The organism is Lactobacillus sp. ESL0679 (assembly GCF_029433515.1).
In the GTDB taxonomy this organism is placed as follows: Bacteria; Bacillota; Bacilli; order Lactobacillales; family Lactobacillaceae; genus Lactobacillus.
On record NZ_JAQTIG010000001.1, the window covers coordinates 74,158 to 95,293 of the forward strand.

General features: G+C 35.7%; 21 protein-coding genes. 3 read left to right on the forward strand and 18 right to left on the reverse strand.

Features of this window, described 5'->3' with window-relative positions:
* Positions 1–92: 92 nt before the first annotated feature.
* Entirely contained in the window at positions 93–365 is a 273-nt protein-coding gene (locus PT287_RS00435) for a hypothetical protein (RefSeq protein ID WP_277131747.1), read from the reverse strand.
* Between the two features lie 136 nt (positions 366–501).
* On the opposite strand from PT287_RS00435, the gene PT287_RS00440 reads away from it, so the two are divergent.
* Entirely contained in the window at positions 502–876 is a 375-nt protein-coding gene (locus tag PT287_RS00440) for a hypothetical protein (protein ID WP_277131749.1), read from the forward strand.
* A gap of 210 nt (positions 877–1,086) precedes the next feature.
* On the opposite strand, the gene PT287_RS00445 is transcribed toward PT287_RS00440, so the two are convergent.
* The 9 genes from PT287_RS00445 to PT287_RS00485 all read right to left on the reverse strand — a co-directional run bounded on the left by PT287_RS00445 (position 1,087) and on the right by PT287_RS00485 (position 10,140).
* Complete coding sequence (locus PT287_RS00445) at positions 1,087–1,845, reverse strand: MurR/RpiR family transcriptional regulator (protein WP_277131750.1); 759 nt, start codon at positions 1,843–1,845, stop codon at positions 1,087–1,089.
* Positions 1,846–1,873: 28 nt separating this feature from the next.
* On the reverse strand, positions 1,874–3,556 hold the full coding sequence (locus PT287_RS00450) for an alpha-glucosidase (RefSeq protein ID WP_277131751.1): 1,683 nt from the start codon (positions 3,554–3,556) through the stop codon (positions 1,874–1,876).
* Positions 3,556–3,978, reverse strand: coding sequence for a PTS N-acetylglucosamine transporter subunit IIBC (locus PT287_RS00455; RefSeq protein WP_277131753.1), 423 nt, complete (start codon positions 3,976–3,978; stop codon positions 3,556–3,558). The genes PT287_RS00450 and PT287_RS00455 overlap by 1 nt, the downstream gene beginning before the upstream one ends.
* A 41-nt stretch (positions 3,979–4,019) precedes the next feature.
* Positions 4,020–4,832, reverse strand: coding sequence for a PTS system mannose/fructose/sorbose family transporter subunit IID (locus tag PT287_RS00460; RefSeq protein WP_277131755.1), 813 nt, complete (start codon positions 4,830–4,832; stop codon positions 4,020–4,022).
* A complete protein-coding gene (locus PT287_RS00465; protein ID WP_277131756.1) occupies positions 4,825–5,628 on the reverse strand; it encodes a PTS sugar transporter subunit IIC in 804 nt (267 codons plus the stop codon). The genes PT287_RS00460 and PT287_RS00465 overlap by 8 nt, the downstream gene beginning before the upstream one ends.
* A gap of 10 nt (positions 5,629–5,638) precedes the next feature.
* A complete protein-coding gene (locus PT287_RS00470; protein ID WP_277131757.1) occupies positions 5,639–6,115 on the reverse strand; it encodes a PTS sugar transporter subunit IIB in 477 nt (158 codons plus the stop codon).
* A gap of 49 nt (positions 6,116–6,164) precedes the next feature.
* Positions 6,165–7,172 carry a LacI family DNA-binding transcriptional regulator gene (locus tag PT287_RS00475; protein WP_277131759.1) on the reverse strand — a complete coding sequence of 336 codons (1,008 nt, stop codon included), beginning with the start codon at positions 7,170–7,172 and terminating at the stop codon, positions 6,165–6,167.
* Between the two features lie 288 nt (positions 7,173–7,460).
* Positions 7,461–8,654 carry an MFS transporter gene (locus tag PT287_RS00480; protein ID WP_277131761.1) on the reverse strand — a complete coding sequence of 398 codons (1,194 nt, stop codon included), beginning with the start codon at positions 8,652–8,654 and terminating at the stop codon, positions 7,461–7,463.
* A gap of 1 nt (position 8,655) precedes the next feature.
* Complete coding sequence (locus tag PT287_RS00485) at positions 8,656–10,140, reverse strand: FAD-dependent oxidoreductase (protein WP_277131763.1); 1,485 nt, start codon at positions 10,138–10,140, stop codon at positions 8,656–8,658.
* A 266-nt stretch (positions 10,141–10,406) separates the two neighbouring features.
* Here PT287_RS00485 and PT287_RS00490 point away from each other — a divergent pair, with 266 nt between their 5' ends.
* The gene (locus PT287_RS00490) at positions 10,407–11,282 is read left to right on the forward strand and encodes a helix-turn-helix transcriptional regulator (RefSeq protein ID WP_277131765.1); all 876 of its coding nucleotides are present in this window, start codon (positions 10,407–10,409) and stop codon (positions 11,280–11,282) included.
* Positions 11,283–11,435: 153 nt separating this feature from the next.
* On the opposite strand, the gene PT287_RS00495 is transcribed toward PT287_RS00490, so the two are convergent.
* The 7 genes from PT287_RS00495 to PT287_RS00525 all read right to left on the reverse strand — a co-directional run bounded on the left by PT287_RS00495 (position 11,436) and on the right by PT287_RS00525 (position 19,445).
* Positions 11,436–12,653: an ABC transporter permease gene (locus PT287_RS00495; protein WP_277131766.1), complete on the reverse strand. Its 1,218-nt coding sequence runs from the start codon at positions 12,651–12,653 to the stop codon at positions 11,436–11,438.
* A complete protein-coding gene (locus PT287_RS00500) occupies positions 12,646–13,536 on the reverse strand; it encodes an ATP-binding cassette domain-containing protein (protein WP_277131768.1) in 891 nt (296 codons plus the stop codon). Before PT287_RS00500 ends, PT287_RS00495 begins: the two co-directional genes overlap by 8 nt.
* Before the next feature lie 75 nt (positions 13,537–13,611).
* Complete coding sequence (locus PT287_RS00505; protein WP_277131770.1) at positions 13,612–14,220, reverse strand: helix-turn-helix transcriptional regulator; 609 nt, start codon at positions 14,218–14,220, stop codon at positions 13,612–13,614.
* Between the two features lie 141 nt (positions 14,221–14,361).
* A complete protein-coding gene (locus PT287_RS00510; RefSeq protein ID WP_277131772.1) occupies positions 14,362–15,765 on the reverse strand; it encodes an APC family permease in 1,404 nt (467 codons plus the stop codon).
* 175 nt (positions 15,766–15,940) lie between these two features.
* Positions 15,941–17,440, reverse strand: coding sequence for a glutamate--tRNA ligase (gene gltX / locus PT287_RS00515; protein WP_277131773.1), 1,500 nt, complete (start codon positions 17,438–17,440; stop codon positions 15,941–15,943).
* A gap of 76 nt (positions 17,441–17,516) precedes the next feature.
* On the reverse strand, positions 17,517–18,893 hold the full coding sequence (radA, locus tag PT287_RS00520) for a DNA repair protein RadA (RefSeq protein WP_277131775.1): 1,377 nt from the start codon (positions 18,891–18,893) through the stop codon (positions 17,517–17,519).
* Complete coding sequence (locus tag PT287_RS00525; protein WP_277131777.1) at positions 18,894–19,445, reverse strand: dUTP diphosphatase; 552 nt, start codon at positions 19,443–19,445, stop codon at positions 18,894–18,896. It lies immediately after the preceding gene.
* A gap of 114 nt (positions 19,446–19,559) precedes the next feature.
* Here PT287_RS00525 and PT287_RS00530 point away from each other — a divergent pair, with 114 nt between their 5' ends.
* A complete protein-coding gene (locus tag PT287_RS00530) occupies positions 19,560–19,862 on the forward strand; it encodes a hypothetical protein (protein ID WP_277131779.1) in 303 nt (100 codons plus the stop codon).
* 77 nt (positions 19,863–19,939) lie between these two features.
* Here PT287_RS00530 and PT287_RS00535 read toward each other — a convergent pair whose 3' ends face one another.
* Positions 19,940–21,133, reverse strand: a complete 1,194-nt coding sequence (locus PT287_RS00535; RefSeq protein WP_277131780.1) for an MFS transporter — start codon at positions 21,131–21,133, stop codon at positions 19,940–19,942.
* Between the last annotated feature and the right edge of the window lie 3 nt (positions 21,134–21,136).

The following is a 21,136-nucleotide window of genomic DNA, read 5'->3' on the forward strand; positions in this document are numbered from 1 at the left end:
TTTAATATTTATTGCACCATCTCTTCTTAGATTTATCTTTTAACAAATTAAAAAGCGAATTACTTATTGCTAGTAATTCGCTTTTTTTGAATCTAAAACCAAGTTGTCGAACTTCGAGCAACATCTTCATTGATGTTTGACTTACTCAACTGGGTTAATAATTGTACTCCTGCCTTAGATAGTTGCCTTTTAAGGGCAAGCTCAGTCAAAGCAGATTTCACATTAGTTTTAACCAAATATGGATTTTCGTGCTTGTTTAATTTAATAATTGCTTGTTTAATAATGAACTGTTCATTGGTATTGGGCAATTGCTGTTGTTGCAATAATTTTAGTAGCTCAAAGTTGTTTTCAGATTTTTTGAACATCGCTCGTACTCCCTCTCTTAGTTATTAATAATATAACACTATCTTTTTGCTCCGATTACAATATTTTGTTTTATAATATTCTTATTAATATAAAAAATGTACAGTATAAATATAAAGCAAAGTGAAGTAATTACTGATGTTTGAAATTAACTTAACTAAAAAACAAATAATGCGGTTAATCGCAATTCTACAAGTAGTGGTTGCTGGAATTGACTATTACATTGATCGTCCAAATCCTGATTTAACTAGTACTATTATTTACCTGGGAATTGGTCTTCTATTCTTAGGCATATCTTTTTCCAAGCACTTAACTTCTGGAAAAACTGTTAAGCAAGCTGATATGACAAAAAATCAAAAATTAGAACAAAAACTTGAACTTCTTACACTAGGATTGACATTATTATTGATAATTACTAATATTTCAGATATTGACTCTGAATTATTTTGTATAGATAGTTCCTTAATTTACTTGCTAATATTACCAATGCCTGATAAATCAACAAAGAATTAACATAAAAACGTATTATCTGGTGTTTACCGCCGCAGGTATTTTTTTCCTATGGTTAATCGTCGAATATGGCGGTTTAGCCTTCCTAACACTTAACTTTTAACAAATAAAAATGCTGCTTCAATTTGAAGCAGCATTTTTATTTTACATGACAAATTTATTCAAAAGTTTGTCGAAATTAGACAAGCACAATTTCCATCAGAATTTATAATTTTATTCAGTATTCAATAGATACTCGCGACATTTTCTACTTAAAATGGATAGTAGAATTGATAAACAAGCATACGAATAAATCGGCTGTTTCACATTAAAACTAGGTAACCGATCAGTTTCATAATATAAATTATACTGAGAATGCTTATTTAAATAATTTTCGCTCAATCTAGTAATAGAACAAATAGGCACATGGTTCATATTAAGTAAGTTAATAGTATCTTTTATGCCTTGAGTATTACCACTTAAACCAATAATAATTATTAAGTCATCTTTACCTAAATTCTCAGCTGTAATTGCTAAGTTATCTTCACCAGAAACAAAATAATTTTTTAAGCCTAAGATAAAAAGATCATTTGCAAATTCACGAGCACAATTTGCCTGTGAAAATCCCGTTGCATAAACTATTAGAGTTTTTGCATTGAACATTTTTTCAATTAATCCCCGAAAATTACATTGTTCCACATATTCGAAAGTTTTTTTAATATCATATTGTAGGTTTTGAATTAAATCATGCGAAGTTTTTTGTTTTTTTGCAGTAGTTGCTTTTAGACTATATTTCAACTCGCTATAACCATAATAACCTAATTTTTTTGCTAATCGCAAAACAGAACTTTTAGATGTTAAGGTTTGCTTAGCAACATCTACTATATTCGTTTGAGAAACTCCATCAGCATTTTTTCGAATATAGTCTACGATATCTTTCTCGCTATCTGTCAACTCATCATAAATTAGTTTAACTTTGTCTTCAAAATCCACTACAATATTCCTCTTCAAGCAAATACTATTAATGAGTTAATTTCTGATAATAAATCAATGCTTCATATGGTTCTAATATTAGGTGAGTTCCTAGCTTTTCATGTGCACTTCTATAATTGGACAAAAGAAGTTGCCCACCTGCTAGCTCATATGGCACTGTATAATTTACTTTATTAGTGCTAAAAGAACAAATAACAACTAAACGCTCATTTTCATTAGTTCGAGTGTAGCCATACACTGCAGAATCATTAGAATTAAAATTCTGATACTTACCATCTACAATTACTTGATACTTTTTGCGTAAAGAAATTAATTTTTGATAATAATAAAATACAGAATTAGGATCATTTAATTCCTTTTGAGCATTAATTATTGAATAATCGGGAGATACCTTCATCCATGGCTGAGCATCTGTAAAACCACCATTTTTTGAATCATTCCAAGGAAAAGGAGTACGCGCATTATCTCTTGACTTTAAGTAACATACTTTTTTTATATATGCTTCACTTTCCCCAGCTTTTCTCATTTCTTGAATAACTTGTTTGGTTTCAATATCTTGATAGTCAGAAAGAGAATTAAATTTAACATTCCGCATACCCAACTCTTCACCTTGAAAAATATATGGTGTGCCTTTCATCATATGTAATAAAGTTCCAAGCATTTTGGCAGATTGAGTAAGATATTGTTGTTCATTACCAAATCTAGTAGTAGGACGTGGCTGATCGTGATTACTCCAGTAAAGCGAATTCCAACCATTTACTAGCTTATTTTGCCATTCTGTAAAAACATTTCGTAGATCAGATAGTTTAAATCGTACATCCGAAAATTTTCCATATTTACCATAATCTAAATGCATATGGTCAAACTGAAATAACATATTTAATTCATGACGTTTGGGATCAGTATAAAGAATAGCTTGATCGCTATTAGTGTTAGCTGCTTCACCAACTGTCATTACATCATAATCATCGAAGACTTCATGTGCCATTTCTTGTAAAAATTCATGTTCACGTGGACCATTAGAAGAGCCGAAGTAATAATTTTTGTGTATTGGTAAATCTTTAGGTGCATCAGGAAAGTCTTGTAATTTACTAAGTAGAGTAATTACATCCATTCTAAAGCCATCAACTCCTAAATCGAGCCAATATCGCATCAATTGATAGACTTCTTTTCTAACTTTTGGATTTTCCCAATTAAGATCTGGCTGCTCTTTAGCAAATAAATGTAAATAATATTGACCTCGTTCAGGAACAAATTCCCAAGCCGAATCAGTAAAAGTAGATCCCCAATTATTAGGTGGCGTCCCATCTGGTTTAGGATCATGCCAAATATAATAATCTGAATATTTGTTATCACGCGATTTCTTAGATTCTTGAAACCAAATATTTTGATCACTAGTATGATTAACGACTAAATCCATAATAATTCGAATATTTTTATTATGCGCCTTTTGTAGCAGCTCTTTAAAATCAGCTATTGTTCCATAACGCTTATCAATTTGATAATAATCGGCAATGTCATATCCATTATCAACTTGTGGTGACTTATATATGGGATTTAGCCACAAAACGTTAACCCCTAATTTTTCTAAATAAGGTAATTTTTTAATTATTCCTTGTAAATCTCCAATTCCATCATGATTACTATCCTGAAAGCTTTGAGGATAAATTTGATAAACTACACTTTTTTTCCACCATTGTGTATTTGCCATTATTCATCATCCTCATCAATTTGAAGATTATTCATTACATCATTGACATATATTATTTGCTTTTTTGCATTATCAATAGCTGCAGTAATTTGATTAGAGTCAATATAATTTTCAGGTAAGTTAATTAGCAACTCCAAAATTAAGGGTAGATTTACTCCTGCAATCAAATGAAAGTGTGGATACTGTAAATATTTTACAAATGCCTGATTAACCGATCCACCCTGCATATCAGTAAAAACAAGTACTTCATCTTTTTGTAAATCCAAATCTTTTAGTGTAGCTACTATTTCTTCTTCAACTGGGTTATTAGAAATATACGCATTGATAGTTTTTACTTCAACCACATTATTTGTAATATAGTCAAAAGTATCGCGTAAACCTTCAGCCAATTTATGATGACTAGCAAATATTATTTTCCTCATTATTTTTCCTTATTTAATTAACAACAGATTTGGCACAATTACTATGGTTTCAAAATACCAAAAAATGATAAAACCAGCGATAAAATAATTAATACAAAAATAATCTGAATAACTGTCATCTTCTTAGAACTAATAATCTTATAAACAGCATAAGTTAATCCGACTGGTAAAAGCGCTGGCATAATTTGATCTAAGATCTGGCTTTGAATTCCCATTTTTACTTTTCCAGTCTGAAAGGCTAATGCAACATTTATTTTTACTACTGATGGAATTAATGCACCAATAACTGTTAATCCCATAATAGACGCTGCTTCAGTAAAAACAGAGATTTTATCGCCTAAAGAAGTAACTAACTTTAACCCTGATGAATATCCTAAGTGAAACAGTCTAAGTCTAAAGAATAAGAAAAAGATATTTAATAGCAACCATATAATTGCCCCAGTTGGATTACCTTGAAGACCCATATATGCAGAAATCGAACCTATAATTGTTGGATATAATACCCAAATTAAAGTATCTCCAATTCCAGCAAGTGGTCCCATCATACCTGTCTTAAAGTTCTGAACAGCATCGATTGCTTTAATACCGCCTTCTTCTTCCATTGCTAAACTCGCTCCTAGAAGTATATTAGCCATCCAAGTAGTGGTATTAAAATAATTAAACTGATTATTCATTGACTTTTTGAAATCATCGTCATTTGGATAAATTTTTCTTAAAGCTTTTTCCAAACCAAATACAACTGCAGGTCCTTGCTGAGTTTCATAATTAAAATCATTACATGCCATAAACATATAACGAAATGCTGCCTTATTGATATCTTTTTTAGTTAAAATATTCTTTTCTTTGTTATTCATCCCATTCGTCTCCTTCTTCTTGATTATTAGTACTTTCATTTGCAGCGACTACAGGTGCTTTTTTAATGTTGGTTTCAAAGAAATAATAAGCCATAGCTAAACCAATAATTGAAACTCCTAGCATTGGAACTTTTAGATAAGCAGAAAATACAAATCCAATTAAAAGCATTGATAAATATTTTTTCGCTGGCATAACTTGTAACAACATAGCGATACCAACTACTGGAAGCAAACTCCCTGCAATTGATAATCCATTAGTTACCCAAATAGGTATTACCTTTAAAACACTTCTTACTAACGTATTCCCAAATAAAACTACCAAAGTTGTTGGGATAGCTGTTGTCAATCCAAAAATAAGTGGGCCACACCAAAAAATTAAATTCATTTTTCTAAATTTATTTTGATTTAATGCTTTTTGAGCTGCATGTGAAACATATGTATTTAATAACTTGGCCAAAACATCCAGTTGAATACCTAACATCCCTACTGGAACGCCAACAGCTAAAGCAACAGCCTTAGCATCGGCAATATTATTGGTTGTTCTACATGCAATATAAATACCAACTAAAGCTGCCAATCCCCAATTAGGAACTGATGAACCACCTATATTTGCTACTCCAAGTGCCATTAATTGAAAAGTACCACCTATTATCATTACGGTTCTCATGTCACCCATAATTAAGCCCATAAATAGAGCTACCATAATTGGGAACCAAGTTGTAATTACTAATCCTTGTTGATCCAAAACAACCCAAAATGATAACAAGATTGTTAAGATACCCTGAATAATAACCATTATTTACCTCCTATTTTACATACTTATTTAAAGGTTCTTCAGTCTCACTTGGTACAAAATGAAAAGTGACTGGAACACCTTGAGATTGTAATTCCTTAAGATCTGAAATTTCTTTTTCACTTAGAGAAACCATCTTCTTAACTGTCTTTTTTCCTGGTCCATCAAACATAATTCCAATATTAACCTTAGGTATTTTTACTCCTCCAGCTAAAAGTTTTAATAATGTTTCAGGCTCCCTCACAATCAAAAAAACATTATGATTTTCATACTTACCATCATTAAAATTAGTAATTGCCTTTTCTGTATCTATAATTGACATCCCTGTACCAGAAGGCTTGCTCATTCTCATGGCTGCCTTTTGAACCTCATCCTTACTGATCTCGTCATCAACTACCATCAATCTTTTCGCCTTTGTAGCTCCTGCCCATTGCGTTACAACAATACCGTGAATTAACCTTTGGTCAATTCTAGCTAATACTACACTCATTTTATTTCTCCTTTACATTTTTGGTATCGATACCAAAATAATCAAAATTTTAAATTGATTTTCTAGATATTAACTTTAACGAAAACACCCGATTCTGTGGTATTAAGTTTTTTTCTAATATTGACAACATCGTGTGTGCAGCCTCTGTTCCCATCTGTTGCGTAGGTTGCTGAAGCGAAGAAAGTGGGATAAATAGGTCATTTGATAAGGGTTGATTATCGACACCCAGAACACCTAAGTCACTAGGGATTTTCACTTCTTTCTGTCGTGCAGACTCCATTATGCCAATGGCTACCTCATCACTACCAGAGATAATTGCATCAATCTTCACATTCCCAATATAAATTTTATTGAACAATTTTCGACCATCATCTATTGTTTGTACATTTGTAAACAACATATCCGAATTGAAAAGCAACTTATTTTTTCTAATTACTCCTAAAAATCCAGCAAAACGATCAGAATTTAAGTCACCTCGCTTTTGATTGGTTAAATTTATGCTTTTGTGCCCAGTAACATAAGCAATATTTCGATAACCTCGCTTAATTAATTCCTCAGTAGCGTTTTTAAATCCTTGATATTGGTCAGCATAAATTGATGGCAAATTAAGATCCTTGTTATATTCATTTACTAAAACAATTACCCCAAATTTCTGATAGTCTTCAATAAGTGCAATCTCATTTTCAATAGAACATAATATTGCACCGTCTGCAGTATGATTTTTTAAAAGTTCAAGAGCAGCAAGTTCCTTATCTTTTCTACCAAAGGTTTGAATTAAAATTACTGTATACCCTTTTACATCAAGTGTCCTTTCAATTGCATCTACCAAATCAGAAAAGAAAGGATTAGTAATTCTAGGAACAGTAACAACCAAAGTTTTAGATTTAGAGCCTCTAAGCTTACGTGCAGCAGGCATTGGTTGATAGCCTAATTCAAGCATTGCAGCTTTTACCTTTGCTTCTTTTTCTGGTGAAACATGAGGCTTTCTATTTATTACCCTAGAAACAGTAGAAACAGATAATCCTGCCTTTTTTGCCACATCCGAAATTGTTGCCATAACTACTTCCTTCCATTATTTTGGTATCGATATCAAAATTTACAAATAAAAAATGTAATCATTACGATTACATTTTTTATTATATATTATTTTGAAGCGTTTTCAACAGCTGTAACTAAAAAAGAAAATTTACAGGCTTTATAAAAAAAGTATCTATTGTCTGGGAAAAAGTGCCAATTCATAGTAATCACTATATATGAGCTACTTAATCAAATAATTAAATTAAATAAAAGAACCAACGAAAGTTTTTTATTAGTTGATCTTTTTCTTATTTACTAGATATGCTTTTTACTTTTGTACAACTGAAGCAGTTACTAGCCGTTTTTGAAATTGCGATAACAAGCAAACTATAGCTATCACTAACGCTAAAATACCACTAATTGAGAATACATTTAAACCGACTCGTTTAAATAATTCCGTTAAGGGATTAATGACAAAAGGACTAACTATTCCTCCTACCGAATAAATAGCTGTATAAACTCCTAATGCCATTGACACACTACTTTTTCCTACTGAAATAGAAATCAAATAAGGAAATTGTCCCATTGCAACACTCATTGCTGCACCAACAAAAAAACTACCTAAAAATGCTAAAAATAACGTATGACCAAAGCCAACAATTAAATACGAAATGCCATATAAAAGAAAGGCAAGTGCAATTGAAGAATATTTAAATTTGCTACCAATTTTCCCTACAATTAAACCGCACAACATACCACCAATTAAAGAAATAGTAGATGTAAGTGCTGCTTGCGAAGTTGCACCTAATTTTTCCTGAACAACAAATAAAGAAATATTATTATTTAAAACATTGTTTAGTAACATAATTAAGAATCCCCATGCAGCACAATAAAAGACATACTTATTTAATTTGATTTGAGAGTTTGATTTATTGTTATTATCTTGCTCAACTTGGGGATGAAGTGGTATTAACAAAATAGCCGTTAACAAAACTAAGAATGAAAATAAGTAAATCCAATAGTTATTAACCCAACCGATTTTTGCAGCTAGTTGGCCTCCTCCCATAATAAAGATAATGCCACCAATATTAGTGAAAGTTGTTGTTAACCCCATTGTTCCTTCTTGTTCTTTTACAGGAAGCATTTGAGAAATCAATACCTGTGATAGATTAGTGCAAGCACCCTGTCCTAATCCAACTAAACATGAACTAAGTAAAAGAATTACAAAACTTTCATGATAAGCAAGTGGAATTAAACCACCGATTACAACCAAAATGATTGCTGTTAAAGTCAGGGTTTTCAAATTTATCTTACTAGCAGTAAGTTTACCAACAATTAAGCCTGCTAACATCATAAATAGATTAGGCAAGGATGTCAGCATTTGTACACTGGTATTATTCAGACTAAAATATTTTGCAATTGCTGCATAAGAAGGCGTTATTGCCAAAGCAGCCATTCCCATACAGCTAACGGCTAAAATTCCAAGCCGAGTTTTTGAAATATAAGATTTTTCTTCAGCCATGTTATGCACCTATAGCGTACTCAGCCGCACTAGCACCAGCTATCCGACCAGATGTCCATGTAAAACCAGAAGCCAAGCCTTCAAAAGCTGGATAACTGTGTCCCTCGTAATAACCACCAGCATTAGCTCCACCAGTATACAGACCTGGAATTGGATTCAAATCTTTATCTAGAACCGCCAAATTTTCATCAACACGAACACCACCGACAGTTCCAAGATATGTAGCTTGAGCAATAAAAGCATAAAACGGGCCATTCTTAACCGGATATAGTAATGACTTAGCTGATTTTGAAAATTCTTGGTCATTCTTTTCTGCGACTTCTTGATTGTACTTAGCAATCGTTTTACTAAAGGTATCTTGATCTAATCCAGCATTTTCAGCAAGTTCATCTAAACTTTGACCGACAAAAGCTGTCTTACCAGCTACAGCTTCTTTAGCAAGTTCGGTAAAGTCACCGCCATCTTTGGTTGCACCAGGACCCGCCTCAGATACCTCTTCTTCATTTTTATTATTAGTAAAAGTATCTAGTGTACTTTGATCAACAATAAAGAAATACTCACCGCCTTGTGACCAAGCAGCGTTTGCCCATTCGACTGTATCATAAACAACGTCTTCATTAGCAAAACGAACACCCTTTTTGTTTACCCATAATTGTGGTGTCAATAATAATTGGGTCAATGGATTTGAAGAAAAGCCTGCCAGGTGCTTTGCCGAAGTATTTTGAGTTACTGTTGACTTAGCAAGCTGAGAAGCATGAATCAAAGCATGGCTATCAATATCTACTCCTCCTGCTTTAACCATTGCAGTCATTCCCTCACCGTTATTTGGGACACCTAAACGTCTTAATTTATTAGTATGCATTGTTTTGCTGACTCTAGCAAAGTCACCACCATAGCCACCAGTAGCAACAACTACAGCTTTAGCATTTATAGTAAGTAACTCTCCATCTTTTTCTGCAGTAGCACCCTTTACCTGACCATTATCTACAATCAGGTCTTTCATCGTAGTATTGAAAATAAATTTAATCCCTGCATCCTTAAGCGTTTTTTCAATTCTATGATAGCTATTATCTTTATTTTGATACATATGATAAGAACCACCACGATAATCATTTCCACGATGAGCAAACTGAGTAGTATTTGCTGTAGGATTTAACTTGATTTCCATTCCCATTTGTTCAATCCAAGCTAAAGTGTCAGCAGAGGTATTTACAATTTTGGAAAGTAGGGCACCGTTCGATAAATAGTGATTATATTCGGCTATTTGCGAAATAGCTTCTTTCGTAGATAACTTTAAGCCTGCATCTCTTTGTTCTTGTGAGTTAATTGCAAAAAATCCACTAGAAATCTTAGTATTGCCACCAATCTGTCCTTGCTTTTCAATCACAGTTACTTTGGCACCATTTTGGACTGCTGAATATGCAGCTGCTAAACCAGTACCACCGGAACCTGCCACCAAAACATCTGTATCAATAATTTGAGTCATTTTCATTCTCCTAATTTTTAAAATTCATTGATAATCATGATTATTATTTGTGATTTAAATCATAATCATAGTAATTGATTAATTGTATTCTGTCATTTTTTCACAGGCAGATATTACCGATGATTCTATTATTCGACATTATCCTTGGTAATTCGGTGTTTCTTAAATCTTTTTTTATGTATAAAAATAAAAAAAGATATATATTGACAATAAAATAGTTAAGTTTTGTAGTTATTTTTTATACAGAACATGTGATAATTATAACTATGATGGAAACTTTTAAGACAAATACCTCTGACCAAAGAGAAATACAAATTAAATTTAAACAAACAAGTCATAAAAACGTGACTAAAATCTACATTATTGAATGTCTCACCAATTGCATTCTCAATATTGACGGTAACACCAATGCTCTGCATCAATACGATATAATTCTTCTTTCCGCTTTTAAAAAAGTAGCCTTAGCTGCTCCTATAAATAATACGGAAACTATTATTAGAACTTATCAAGAAGAAATTGATCTATTAATGGCAAAACCTATTTTTATTGCTGGTAATAATTCATTAATGTCTGACTTTTTGAAGCACGATAACGAAAATAGCACCTTCCTTATTTTCCGTAATTTAAAATATTGCCACGGTTATTGTCAGCAAATTGCTCTTTTAGAACAAACTCACTCAATCGATCGTTATCTACATTATGAAGTACAAATTTTAGTAATTGCTTTATTGACAGAGCTTTTGCGTGTCCGAGTTAAAAGTAACTCTGCTTCTGATTCACACTTACCACGAACAAAAAATATTCGTTACCAATCTCGAGACATGAAAGGTGGTGCAATTTTGAAGTACATGGTTACACACATTCAAACAGTTAACCTTGAAAATATTTCAAGACACTTTAATTATCAGCCCAACTATTTTTCAAAGATGTTTGTAAATATTTTTTCGCAAACTTTTGCAGATAAATTAGGTGAGACAAAAACAGAAATTGGCAAAAAACTTCTTTCTTTTACCAATGAATCAATCAACGAAATTAGCAAAGACTTAGGTTATAAGAGTACAACTTCTTTTAGCAGAAGCTTTAAAAAGCGAACTCAAATTAGTCCTAATAAATATCGAGAACTTTTTTCCAAAAATAAATAACATATATTTTTCAACAAAAAAGGAAACAATTACGAAACTGCCTCCTTTTTATAAATATCAAGTTTTTTAACAATATGAACAATGTAATTGACATAAAGATTACGATTATTAATTATATAGCGTTAATCAACGATATTTTTTTCATTACCTTTTTTAATTTCTTCTAAATAAACTAAGCTTGCGTTTTGACCAGTCTTGTTGCAACATCAATCTGCCATAACTCTTGCCAATATAATAGACGGCTAGAATAATTGCTACCATTAATAGCAGCAATGAACCCATAATTTCTATCACATTGACATTGCCGCCAAATACCCGCAAAGGCATAAAGTAAGATGAAAATAATGGTACATAAGACAAAATTTTAACCAAGACTGCATGAGGTTGCGTTGCGTATGTCAGTGCCAGAATAAAGGCAACAACACAAATCATTGTTGGCCATTGTGCCGCCTGAGACGCATTTGCACTAGACTTAGAAATAGCACCGAAATACGCAGCCAGAATAACATAGGCAGTCACACCTAAAATAATATACAACATTGCCGACCCTAATAAATTATGCAAAATTTGTCTAATCAAGCTTTGATTAGCAGTTAACCAGTTGCGTGCAGACTTTATATGCTGTGCAAAAGGCCATGCAATAAGGCCAAAGGCGATATAAGATAACATTTGGGTAATAATCATTAGTAAAATAGCAATTACTTTGCCACAAAAGTATTTTTCGGGTGTAGTGCTAGAAAAGATAATTTCGATAATTTTATGTCCCTTATCGGCAACAACTTCCTGGGCCATAATTGAGGAATAAATTAAGATCACGAAATACACTACAAAAATAACTACCATAAACGTGATCATTTTTATCGTGGTGTCATTAGCTTTACCCGTGACTTGTTTAATTTTAAGCTGCGGCCGCGTTTGCAGTTCCTGGACTTGCTTAACGGTTAGGCGAGCCTGCTGCACATTCACTGCAGTCTGCAACGCATTAATGCTTGGAGCTAAATCTTCCTTATCAGGCGCATTATCAGAATCTCCTTGATAAAATTCCGCTTGCAACCTACCCTGTTTTTCATTAAGTACAAGATAGCCCTGCAGATCGTCTTTTTTAGTTAGCTTTTCTGCTTGCTTACTTGACGTAACTGCAGTTTCAACCTTCAATTTCTTATTTTGACTAATGAACGCCTGCTTCAAGGCCGGCTGCGAACTAACTACCACAATTTTGGCTGTGCTGGAGTCGCCATTACTTGCCGTAAAGTAGCCAATTCCCATTCCAATTGCCAGAATTAAAAACGGCCCAAAAATTAAGGATAGAAAGCTCCATGACTTAACTTGTCTTAAGTAGGTTTCGCTAATAATTGTCCATAATTTACTCATTGCTCTTACCTGCTTTCATCCGGAAAATCTCGTCCAAACTAAGGGCTTCTTGACTGAACTGCTCAATATATTGTCCTTGTGTTAGCTGGATAAAAATTTGCTTACCAGCTTCTGGCGTTAGCAATTTAAGTAAATAATGTTGCGGCAACAACTTTTTCACACTTTTCACGCCAGTAAGCTCAGCTAGCTGTTGCTCAGTCCAATCCGTTGTCACAAACAGGTTGATTTTACCGAACTGATTGCGCACCTCATTAACGTTGCCACGCAGCACTATCTCCCCTAGGTTGAGCATCACAAGCTGGTCACAGACTTCTTCGACATTAGCCATATTATGACTAGAAAAAATAATCGCGGCGCCATTTTCTTTTGCCGATAAGATTGCTTGCTTGAGCAATTCCGCATTTACCGGATCAAGCCCGCTGAAAGGTTCATCAAGAATAATTAGTTTAGGCTGATGAATCAAGGTACAAATCAACTGTACTTTCTGCTGATTACCCTTAGATAGCAGCTTAATCTTGGTCTTACGATCACCTTTAACTTCAAAGCGCTTGAGCCAATCATCAATTAAGCTCGAGCTAGCATTAAAGTCCTTCAATTTTGCCAGATACTTAATTTGTCGCTCAATTGTCAAATTAGGTAGCAGACTTCTTTCTTCTGGCAAGTAACCGATTTGATCAAAAGCTGATCCAGTAATCATCTGGTCCTGCCAAGTGATATTGCCTTCATAAGAAAACAAATTTAAGATACTGTGAAATAATGTTGACTTTCCCGCACCATTTTGCCCAATTAAGCCCAGAATTTGCCCTGGCTCAACAGTAAAAGAAACATCTTTCAGCGCGGCCAGTTCACCGAAATTTTTACTAACATGGTCAATTTTTAACATATTATCTCCTTTCATGACTTATATCAAAATTATATAAAAGTTAATATGTAAATACTAGGTTATTTTGCTAATATCTTAATATTTATGATGGCGATATAGCCAAGCTCCTACTAAAAATCCGGTGCCTAATCCTATCGACATGACGACGCCTTTAACTTGACCAATAATCAAACTCAACCCGATTGTTAGCCCAATGACCAGTATGACTTCCACGTATTTCCCTTTATTACTTGTCAAAAATTTCTGCCAGCCATACTCCAAGCCTAAAGATTGTGACTGATCGAAGTTATTAATGTCCATCAAGGCTGAGCACAGCGTCAAATCGCTAATCCAAAATAAAATCATTGCTATAGTTGAAACGTCGTCTTTTGAAAGTACTGCACTTAAACCGACAACTAACATTCCGATAACAGCAACCACCAGTTTTTTCTTAATCTGTTTCAGATTATTAACAACTTCGCGCTTCTCCAAGTTTTCCCGCATCCCAGAATCCTCTTTCAGCAATTCATCAAGTGTTATTTGGTAATAATCACTTAACTTAATCAAGCTGCCAATGTCGGGATAGGACTTTTCATTTTCCCAATTTGAAAGTGTCTGTCTAGTGATGGCAAATTCTTGCGCTACCTGTTCCTGCGTCAAATTTTTAGCTAGCCGCGCTTGCCTTAAATGTTCACCGAATCTCATTATTTGCCCCTCCATTACACCATCAATTTTGCTTAATTATTGATGAAAGTTCAAGCAAAGATTCTTTGCATGCCGGTCTAGCAAGGTTTTTGCCAAGAAAAAAGGTCCTATCATTTAATAGGACCTGAATGTATAAAATATTTATTCTGCATCTTGCCATTCTCGGCGAGAAATCAAATACATCAATAATGGCAAAATCACAAAACCAAAGACAACTGCTAAAATTGCGTACCAATTAACGCCAACCACATGGCCGTTTACGATTATGCCAAACTGCACGCGCCAGTTATATTCAACTAACATAAATAGCACAATGATGACGGACAGCACCGATGCCACCACATCGGTCAGCAAATTTTTATTTGCCGGCAAAACCTTACCTTTGGTATGGCCACGATAAAATTGGATGACCGCAACTGGCACGACTGCAAATTCCAAAAATCTGACAATGGAACCCAAAGTGACTAAATTAGTCAATTCATACTGAAAGGCCATCGGAATCAACGTTGTAATTGCTGCCGAGATGAAAAACGTTCTAATTGGAAAATTACGTTTGGTTCTCTTAGTCAAACGCGTTGATAGTTGGTGCTCACGTGCCATTGCCTCTAAAAATCGCGGTGCACTAAAGCTATAAGCAAAATTTATTCCCAACATTGAGATTAACGCCCCAGCCAACACAATGTTGTTCAACAACGGATTATTAAAAATTGTAGCCAGTGCTACCACCTGATTTGTCTTCATCAAGGCACTTGGATTTAGCAGCATGGCCACTGCTAAAACGCCAATATAGATGAAAGCAATCAAAATCACGGCTAACGGAATTGCCCGCGGCAAATTTTTTTCGGGTTCTTCCATATCTTCAGCACCCGATGCCACGGCTTCAAAACCCGAGAAAGCATACAGTGCCGAAACAACTGCCATCATAAAGGTGCTAACTGTTACTTCAGGGACAATAATTTTGCCCCCCTCACGAATACGGTCAACTGCACTCAAATCATAATTGCCACCAGTAGTCATTAAGATAATCGCTCCGGCAACAATTAAGACCACTAATGATAAAGTCTTGCAAACTGTTGATAAATTCATCACATATTTAGTTATTCGCTGACCAAATAAATTGATAATTAAATTCAACAACATTAATAGAAGTAAGCCAGCAGTAATCGACATAAAACGATTGGGATTGCCACCTAAAATTGCAATAATTGCCTTAACAATGCCAACCGAACTTGTGCACCACACGGCATCATTGGCAAAATAACAGGTAATACCAATATAAAAGCCAAATTTATCACCAAATGCGGCTTTAGCATAAGCATAGGAGGAGCCGGATTTATTAACGTATTTAGATGCGGAGGCAAATGGCAATGCTAGTACAGCTGCAAAAACTGCAGCTAAAAGATAGACCAGCAGTGACTTACTCCCCACCTGTCTAACTACCGTACCAGGAGTTAAAAAGATTCCTGACCCGATAATTAAGTTAATTGTTAAAAAGACAATCGCAATAAATCCTAACTTATCGCTTATTTGTTTATGCTTGCTCATTATCCCGCCCCATTTCTTGAGTATATTGTTAACATTATATTAGATTAATAAAATAATTGCTAGTTAAATATAATATTTTATCATCTTGATTTTGAGTTATATCTATTGCTTTCGAATTACAAAACAAAAAGCTGACCTACTTTAACAGTAAGTCAGCTTTTCATTTATTAATAAATTAAAGACCATTTTCGCTCATTTGCTTTAAGGTCAAGTCAAGGTGTTCAACCACTCTTGCTTTACCCAAAAGTTCCATAGCTTCCCCTACTCCAGGGCCAACCATTGATCTAGTTGTAGCAATTCGAATTGGCATAAACAAGCGTCTGCCCTTAATTCCAGTTTCACGTCGAGTAGCTTGAACGGCATTCATAATTTGTGGCGCCGTAAAGCGTGAAATCAAATTAATCTGCTTCTTAAATTCTTCAATTACAGGACGAGCTTCATCTTTACGGATTTCATCAATTTCTTCATCGCTCAAATCCTTTGGTGCATCAAAGAAAATTTTAGCCAAGTCAACGATCTGCTTAGTATAAGACATTTGTACTGAGTAAATGTTAACTAATTGACGAACCCATTCCATCTTTTCTGGTGTCGGGTCTTGCTCAACTAAGCCAGCTTCTTGCAAGTTGTTCAATGACAAGTCTAGCAAGGTATCACGATCAGCCTTCTTGATGTACTGGTTGTTAATCCATTCCAACTTCTTTTGGTCAAAGGTAGCTGGGGACTTGGACAACCGTTCTGGATCAAACTGCTTAATCAATTCACGTTGATTAAAGATTTCGTTTTCACCACCCGGTGACCAGCCAAGCAAAGTAATGAAGTTAAACATCGCATCTGGTAAGTAACCAAGGTCACGATATTGCTCAATAAATTGCAAGACTGATTCATCACGCTTAGATAATTTCTTACCCGTATCAGCACTGATAATTAAAGTCATATGACCAAACTTTGGTGGTTCCCAGCCAAGAGCTTGGTAAACAGCTAACTGCTTAGGTGTGTTTGAGATATGATCATCCCCACGCAAAACATGTGTAATCTCCATCAAGTGGTCATCAATAACAACTGCAAAGTTGTAAGTTGGCATGCCATCGCGCTTTTGAATAACAAAATCGCCACCGATAGTGTCAGATTCAAAACTTAAATGACCCTTAACAATATCGTCCCAAGAATAAGTAACCATTTCTGGAATATGAATCCGGACAACTGGCGTTAAGCCCTTAGCTTCAGCCTTTTCTTGTGCCTGCTTGATTTCATCAGCAGTCATACCTTCATATTCATAAGTGTAGTGCGGAGCAATTCCCATTGCTCGCTGCTCTTCACGTTGCTCTTCAAGCTCTTCTTCAGTCTTGTATGAGTAATATGCCTTACCTTCATCAATTAATTGCTTGATGTACTTGTTATAGATGTCTTTACGTTCAGATTGACGATACGGGCCAAAGTCGCCGCCCTTGTCTGGACCTTCATCCCAGTCAATGCCTAACCAGTGCAGATTCTCCATCTGTGACTGTGAACCACCCTTAACGTTACGCTTCTGGTCTGTATCTTCGATTCTTAACACTAAAGTTCCCTTAGTGTGCCGCGCAAACAAGTAATTGAACAGCGCGGTCCGTGCGTTACCGATGTGCAAGTGTCCCGTTGGACTTGGGGCATATCTTACACGAATCTTTTGTTTAGCCAAAATTCATGCCTCTTTCAAAAATAGTAAATTCAAACAATTTTAGTTTACCCGTAATCAGCAAAAAGTTCAATATTTCCTAGCCTAAAACCAACTTTAATGCCTGCGGAATGCTAGAAACAGGAATTACTTCAATTCCTAAGTCCTTCAAGCTAGTCTGCATATTGTGCCGCGGAATAAAAATCCGCTTGAAGCCGACTTTGGCTGCTTCCTTAATTCGAACTTCAATTTTATTAACCCGGCGGACTTCGCCAGTCAGACCAACTTCACCTACAAAACAGTCGGTTGGTAAAATTTCTTGATTCTTATAACTGGATGCAATTGCCATCACAACAGCTAGGTCAACTGCTGGCTCATTCAAACGAATACCACCCGTTGCAGTCAGATAAACATCCTGATTTTGCAGCATTAAGTTGCCACGCTTTTCCAAAACCGCCAATAATAATGCGGCACGATTATAATCAATTCCCGATGTTGTTCTCTTGGCATAACCAAAGGCCGTCGGGGTTACCAGCGCTTGAATTTCTGCCAGTAATGGCCTTGTACCTTCAAGCGAAACGGCAATCGCCGACCCCGTGGACTTAGGCAAACGTTCATCTAAGAAAATTGCGGATGGATTGGTGACTTCTTGCAAGCCCTCATTAACCATCTCAAACATCCCAATTTCGTTAGCAGCACCAAAGCGATTTTTCACAGAATGCAAAATGCGGTAAGCATGGTGCTCGTCGCCTTCAAAGTATAGAACAGTATCAACCATATGTTCCAAAATTTTCGGCCCAGCAATTGCGCCTTCTTTAGTTACGTGACCAATCACAAAAACCGTAATTGCATCCATCTTGGCAATTTTCATTAATTCACTAGTAACCTCGCGCACCTGCGAAGCTGAGCCCGTCATCGAATCAAGGCTTGGCTCATTCATCGTTTGAATTGAATCAATAACAACAAAGTCAGGCTGCACGTCCGCAATTTGCTGGCGAATATCTTCCATGTCTGTCTCTGGAAACAGCAACATGTCACTAGCGCCTAACCCCAAACGATTAGCTCGCAGCTTAATCTGGTTAGCCGATTCCTCACCGGAAACATACAATACCTTATGATCTTTAGCCAAATCACTCATAATCTGCAGCATTAGCGTCGACTTGCCAATTCCGGGGTCGCCACCGATTAAAACTAATGACCCGGGAACAATTCCGCCGCCAAGCACCCGATTTAATTCTTCGGATTTTGTCTGGATGCGCTCCTCTTTTTCAGCTTTAACACTATTAAGTTGTACCGGCTCATTAACTCCCGTTTTTTTAATCAATCGACTAGGGCTGGCCTTACTCGAACGTGCTACTACCTGTTCAGTTTCTTTTTCAAACTGGTTCCACGCTCCGCAATTGGGACAACGGCCTAAGTAACTAGCCGAGATATAGCCGCACGAACGGCATTTATACTTAGTTTTGATTTTTGCCATTTAATTTCCTTTCTTATTAGTTGAGCCAAAGCCATTGGTTCGCTGCCGGCTAACAGGCAAGTCGTTATCGGTTTTTAAATATTGAACAAAAATCCCCTGTCCAATCCGGTCACCCTTGTGAATCTGCAGCGGCCGCACGCCATAATTAATTACCTGCATAAAAATCTCACCCTCATTATTGGGATTATTGTAATAGTCAGAATCAATCACACCAATCCCGTTTGGCAGGCTTAAGTTACGCTTAAAAGTATTGGACGACCGGTTGGCTAGCAATAGCACCTCATCATCAGGCATGTAAGCTTTAACGCCGGTTGGAATTAGCAGTGGCTGCAAGATTTGGTCTGCCAGCTGATAATCAGGTTCATATAAGTGGTGCCCGTTTCTAATTAAGCGAAAAATCCGCACAAAATTCAACCGCCAAATGCTGGGAATAATAATGTCCTTAGCAGCTTCTAAGTCATAACCAGCACTGGCAATTGTTTGCCGCCGCGGTAAATTAATATTTTTATTTTCATAACTCGATACGATCTCAAAACCCCGTGTTTTATTCATTATTTACTCCCTTTAACCTTTGTAAAACTATTTTACAATAGATTGCGAGCTTTAATTAAAATCTTCTATAATAAATACGTAAAAAGTCAAATTTATTTTGTAAAGGATACACCAATGGATAATATTAACGATCCACACCAATTTTGTGAAATTTATGATGATAACGACGTTCTTCTTTGCTGCTGGACGATGGATAAGATTGAACGCCAAGATGCCACTGTCTGGGTTATGAACCACTTCTTTATTAATCCCGTAGCGGACAGTAAGCAAATTTTAGCAGAGCAAATGTCATCAGTCTTAGAAATTGCTCAAGATTCACAGCTGCCAATCTGGCCGCTCGACCCGCTCGTAATTGACTACTTTAGTCAGCATCCCGAATTTAACAAAGTTTGGTATCACAAGCCAGCGCAAAAATAGCAGCACTCTTTAAAATTTAACTAACCAAAAAGCTCGCAAGTATGATCCTTACGAGCTTTTTCAGTTAAAATATTCTACTAATTACAGGAATTTTTGATTAAATTCTTTTGGAACTTAAATAGCAGACAGCAGCAACTGATTATTATTGCCAAGATCCCACTAACTGAGAAGACATTAATCCCGATATTCTTAACCATTGCCGTCAACGGATTAACAACAAACGGGCTAACAACACCGCCAACTGAGTAAATGGCCACATAAACGCCTAACGCCATCGATACACTGCTGTCATCAACGGCAAGGGAAATCAGATACGGAAACTGCCCCATTGCAATACTCATGGCTGCACCAACTAAAAAGCTGCCAACGAAGACAATAATTAATGAATGGATAAAGCCAATTAATAAATACGCTACGCCATAAAGTAAAAATGAAAGTGCAATTGACGAATATCTGAATTTCTTACCGATAATCCCAACGATTAAGCCGCAAAGCATCCCACCAATTAGGGAAATTGTCGAGGTCAATGCGGCTTGCGACGTGGCACCCAAGTGCTGTTGGACAACAAAGAGTGAAATATTGTTATTCAAGACATTATTTAATAGCATTGTTAAAAATGCCCACGATGCACAATAGAACACATACTTGTTTAGCTTAATTTTACCCGGTTCTTGATGCTGACTATTATTACCAGAAACATCCTTGGGATGCAACGGCAATAACAGAAGAACGACTAGCAGAATTACTAATGAAAAGAGATAAATCCAATAATTATTAACCCAGCTACTTGCGGCAGCTAACTGACCACCACCCATGATGAAGACAACCCCACCAATATTAATGAAGGTGGTTGAAATGCCCATCGTTGATTCGCGTTCTTTTTTAGGTAAAATTTGTGAGATTAAAACTTGCGTTAAATTAGTACAAGCTCCTTGACCCAAACCAACTAAGCAAGAACAAATTATCAAAAAAGCAAAGCTTTCATGGAAGAATACCGGTAATAAGCCACCGATTACGACCAGCAGAATTGAGCCAACCGTTAAGCTTTTTAAATTAATCTTACTGGCCGTCAATTTACCGATGATTAAGCCAGCCACCATCATAAACAGGTTAGGCAGCGAGGTCAGCATCTGCACGCTGGTATTGTTTAAGGCAAAGTGCTGGGCAATCGCCGCATACGACGGGGTAATGGCTAAGGCTGCCATGCCAATCATACTAACTGCTAAAACACCGATACGTGTTTTAGTAACATATTGTTGAGAAACTTCCACTCT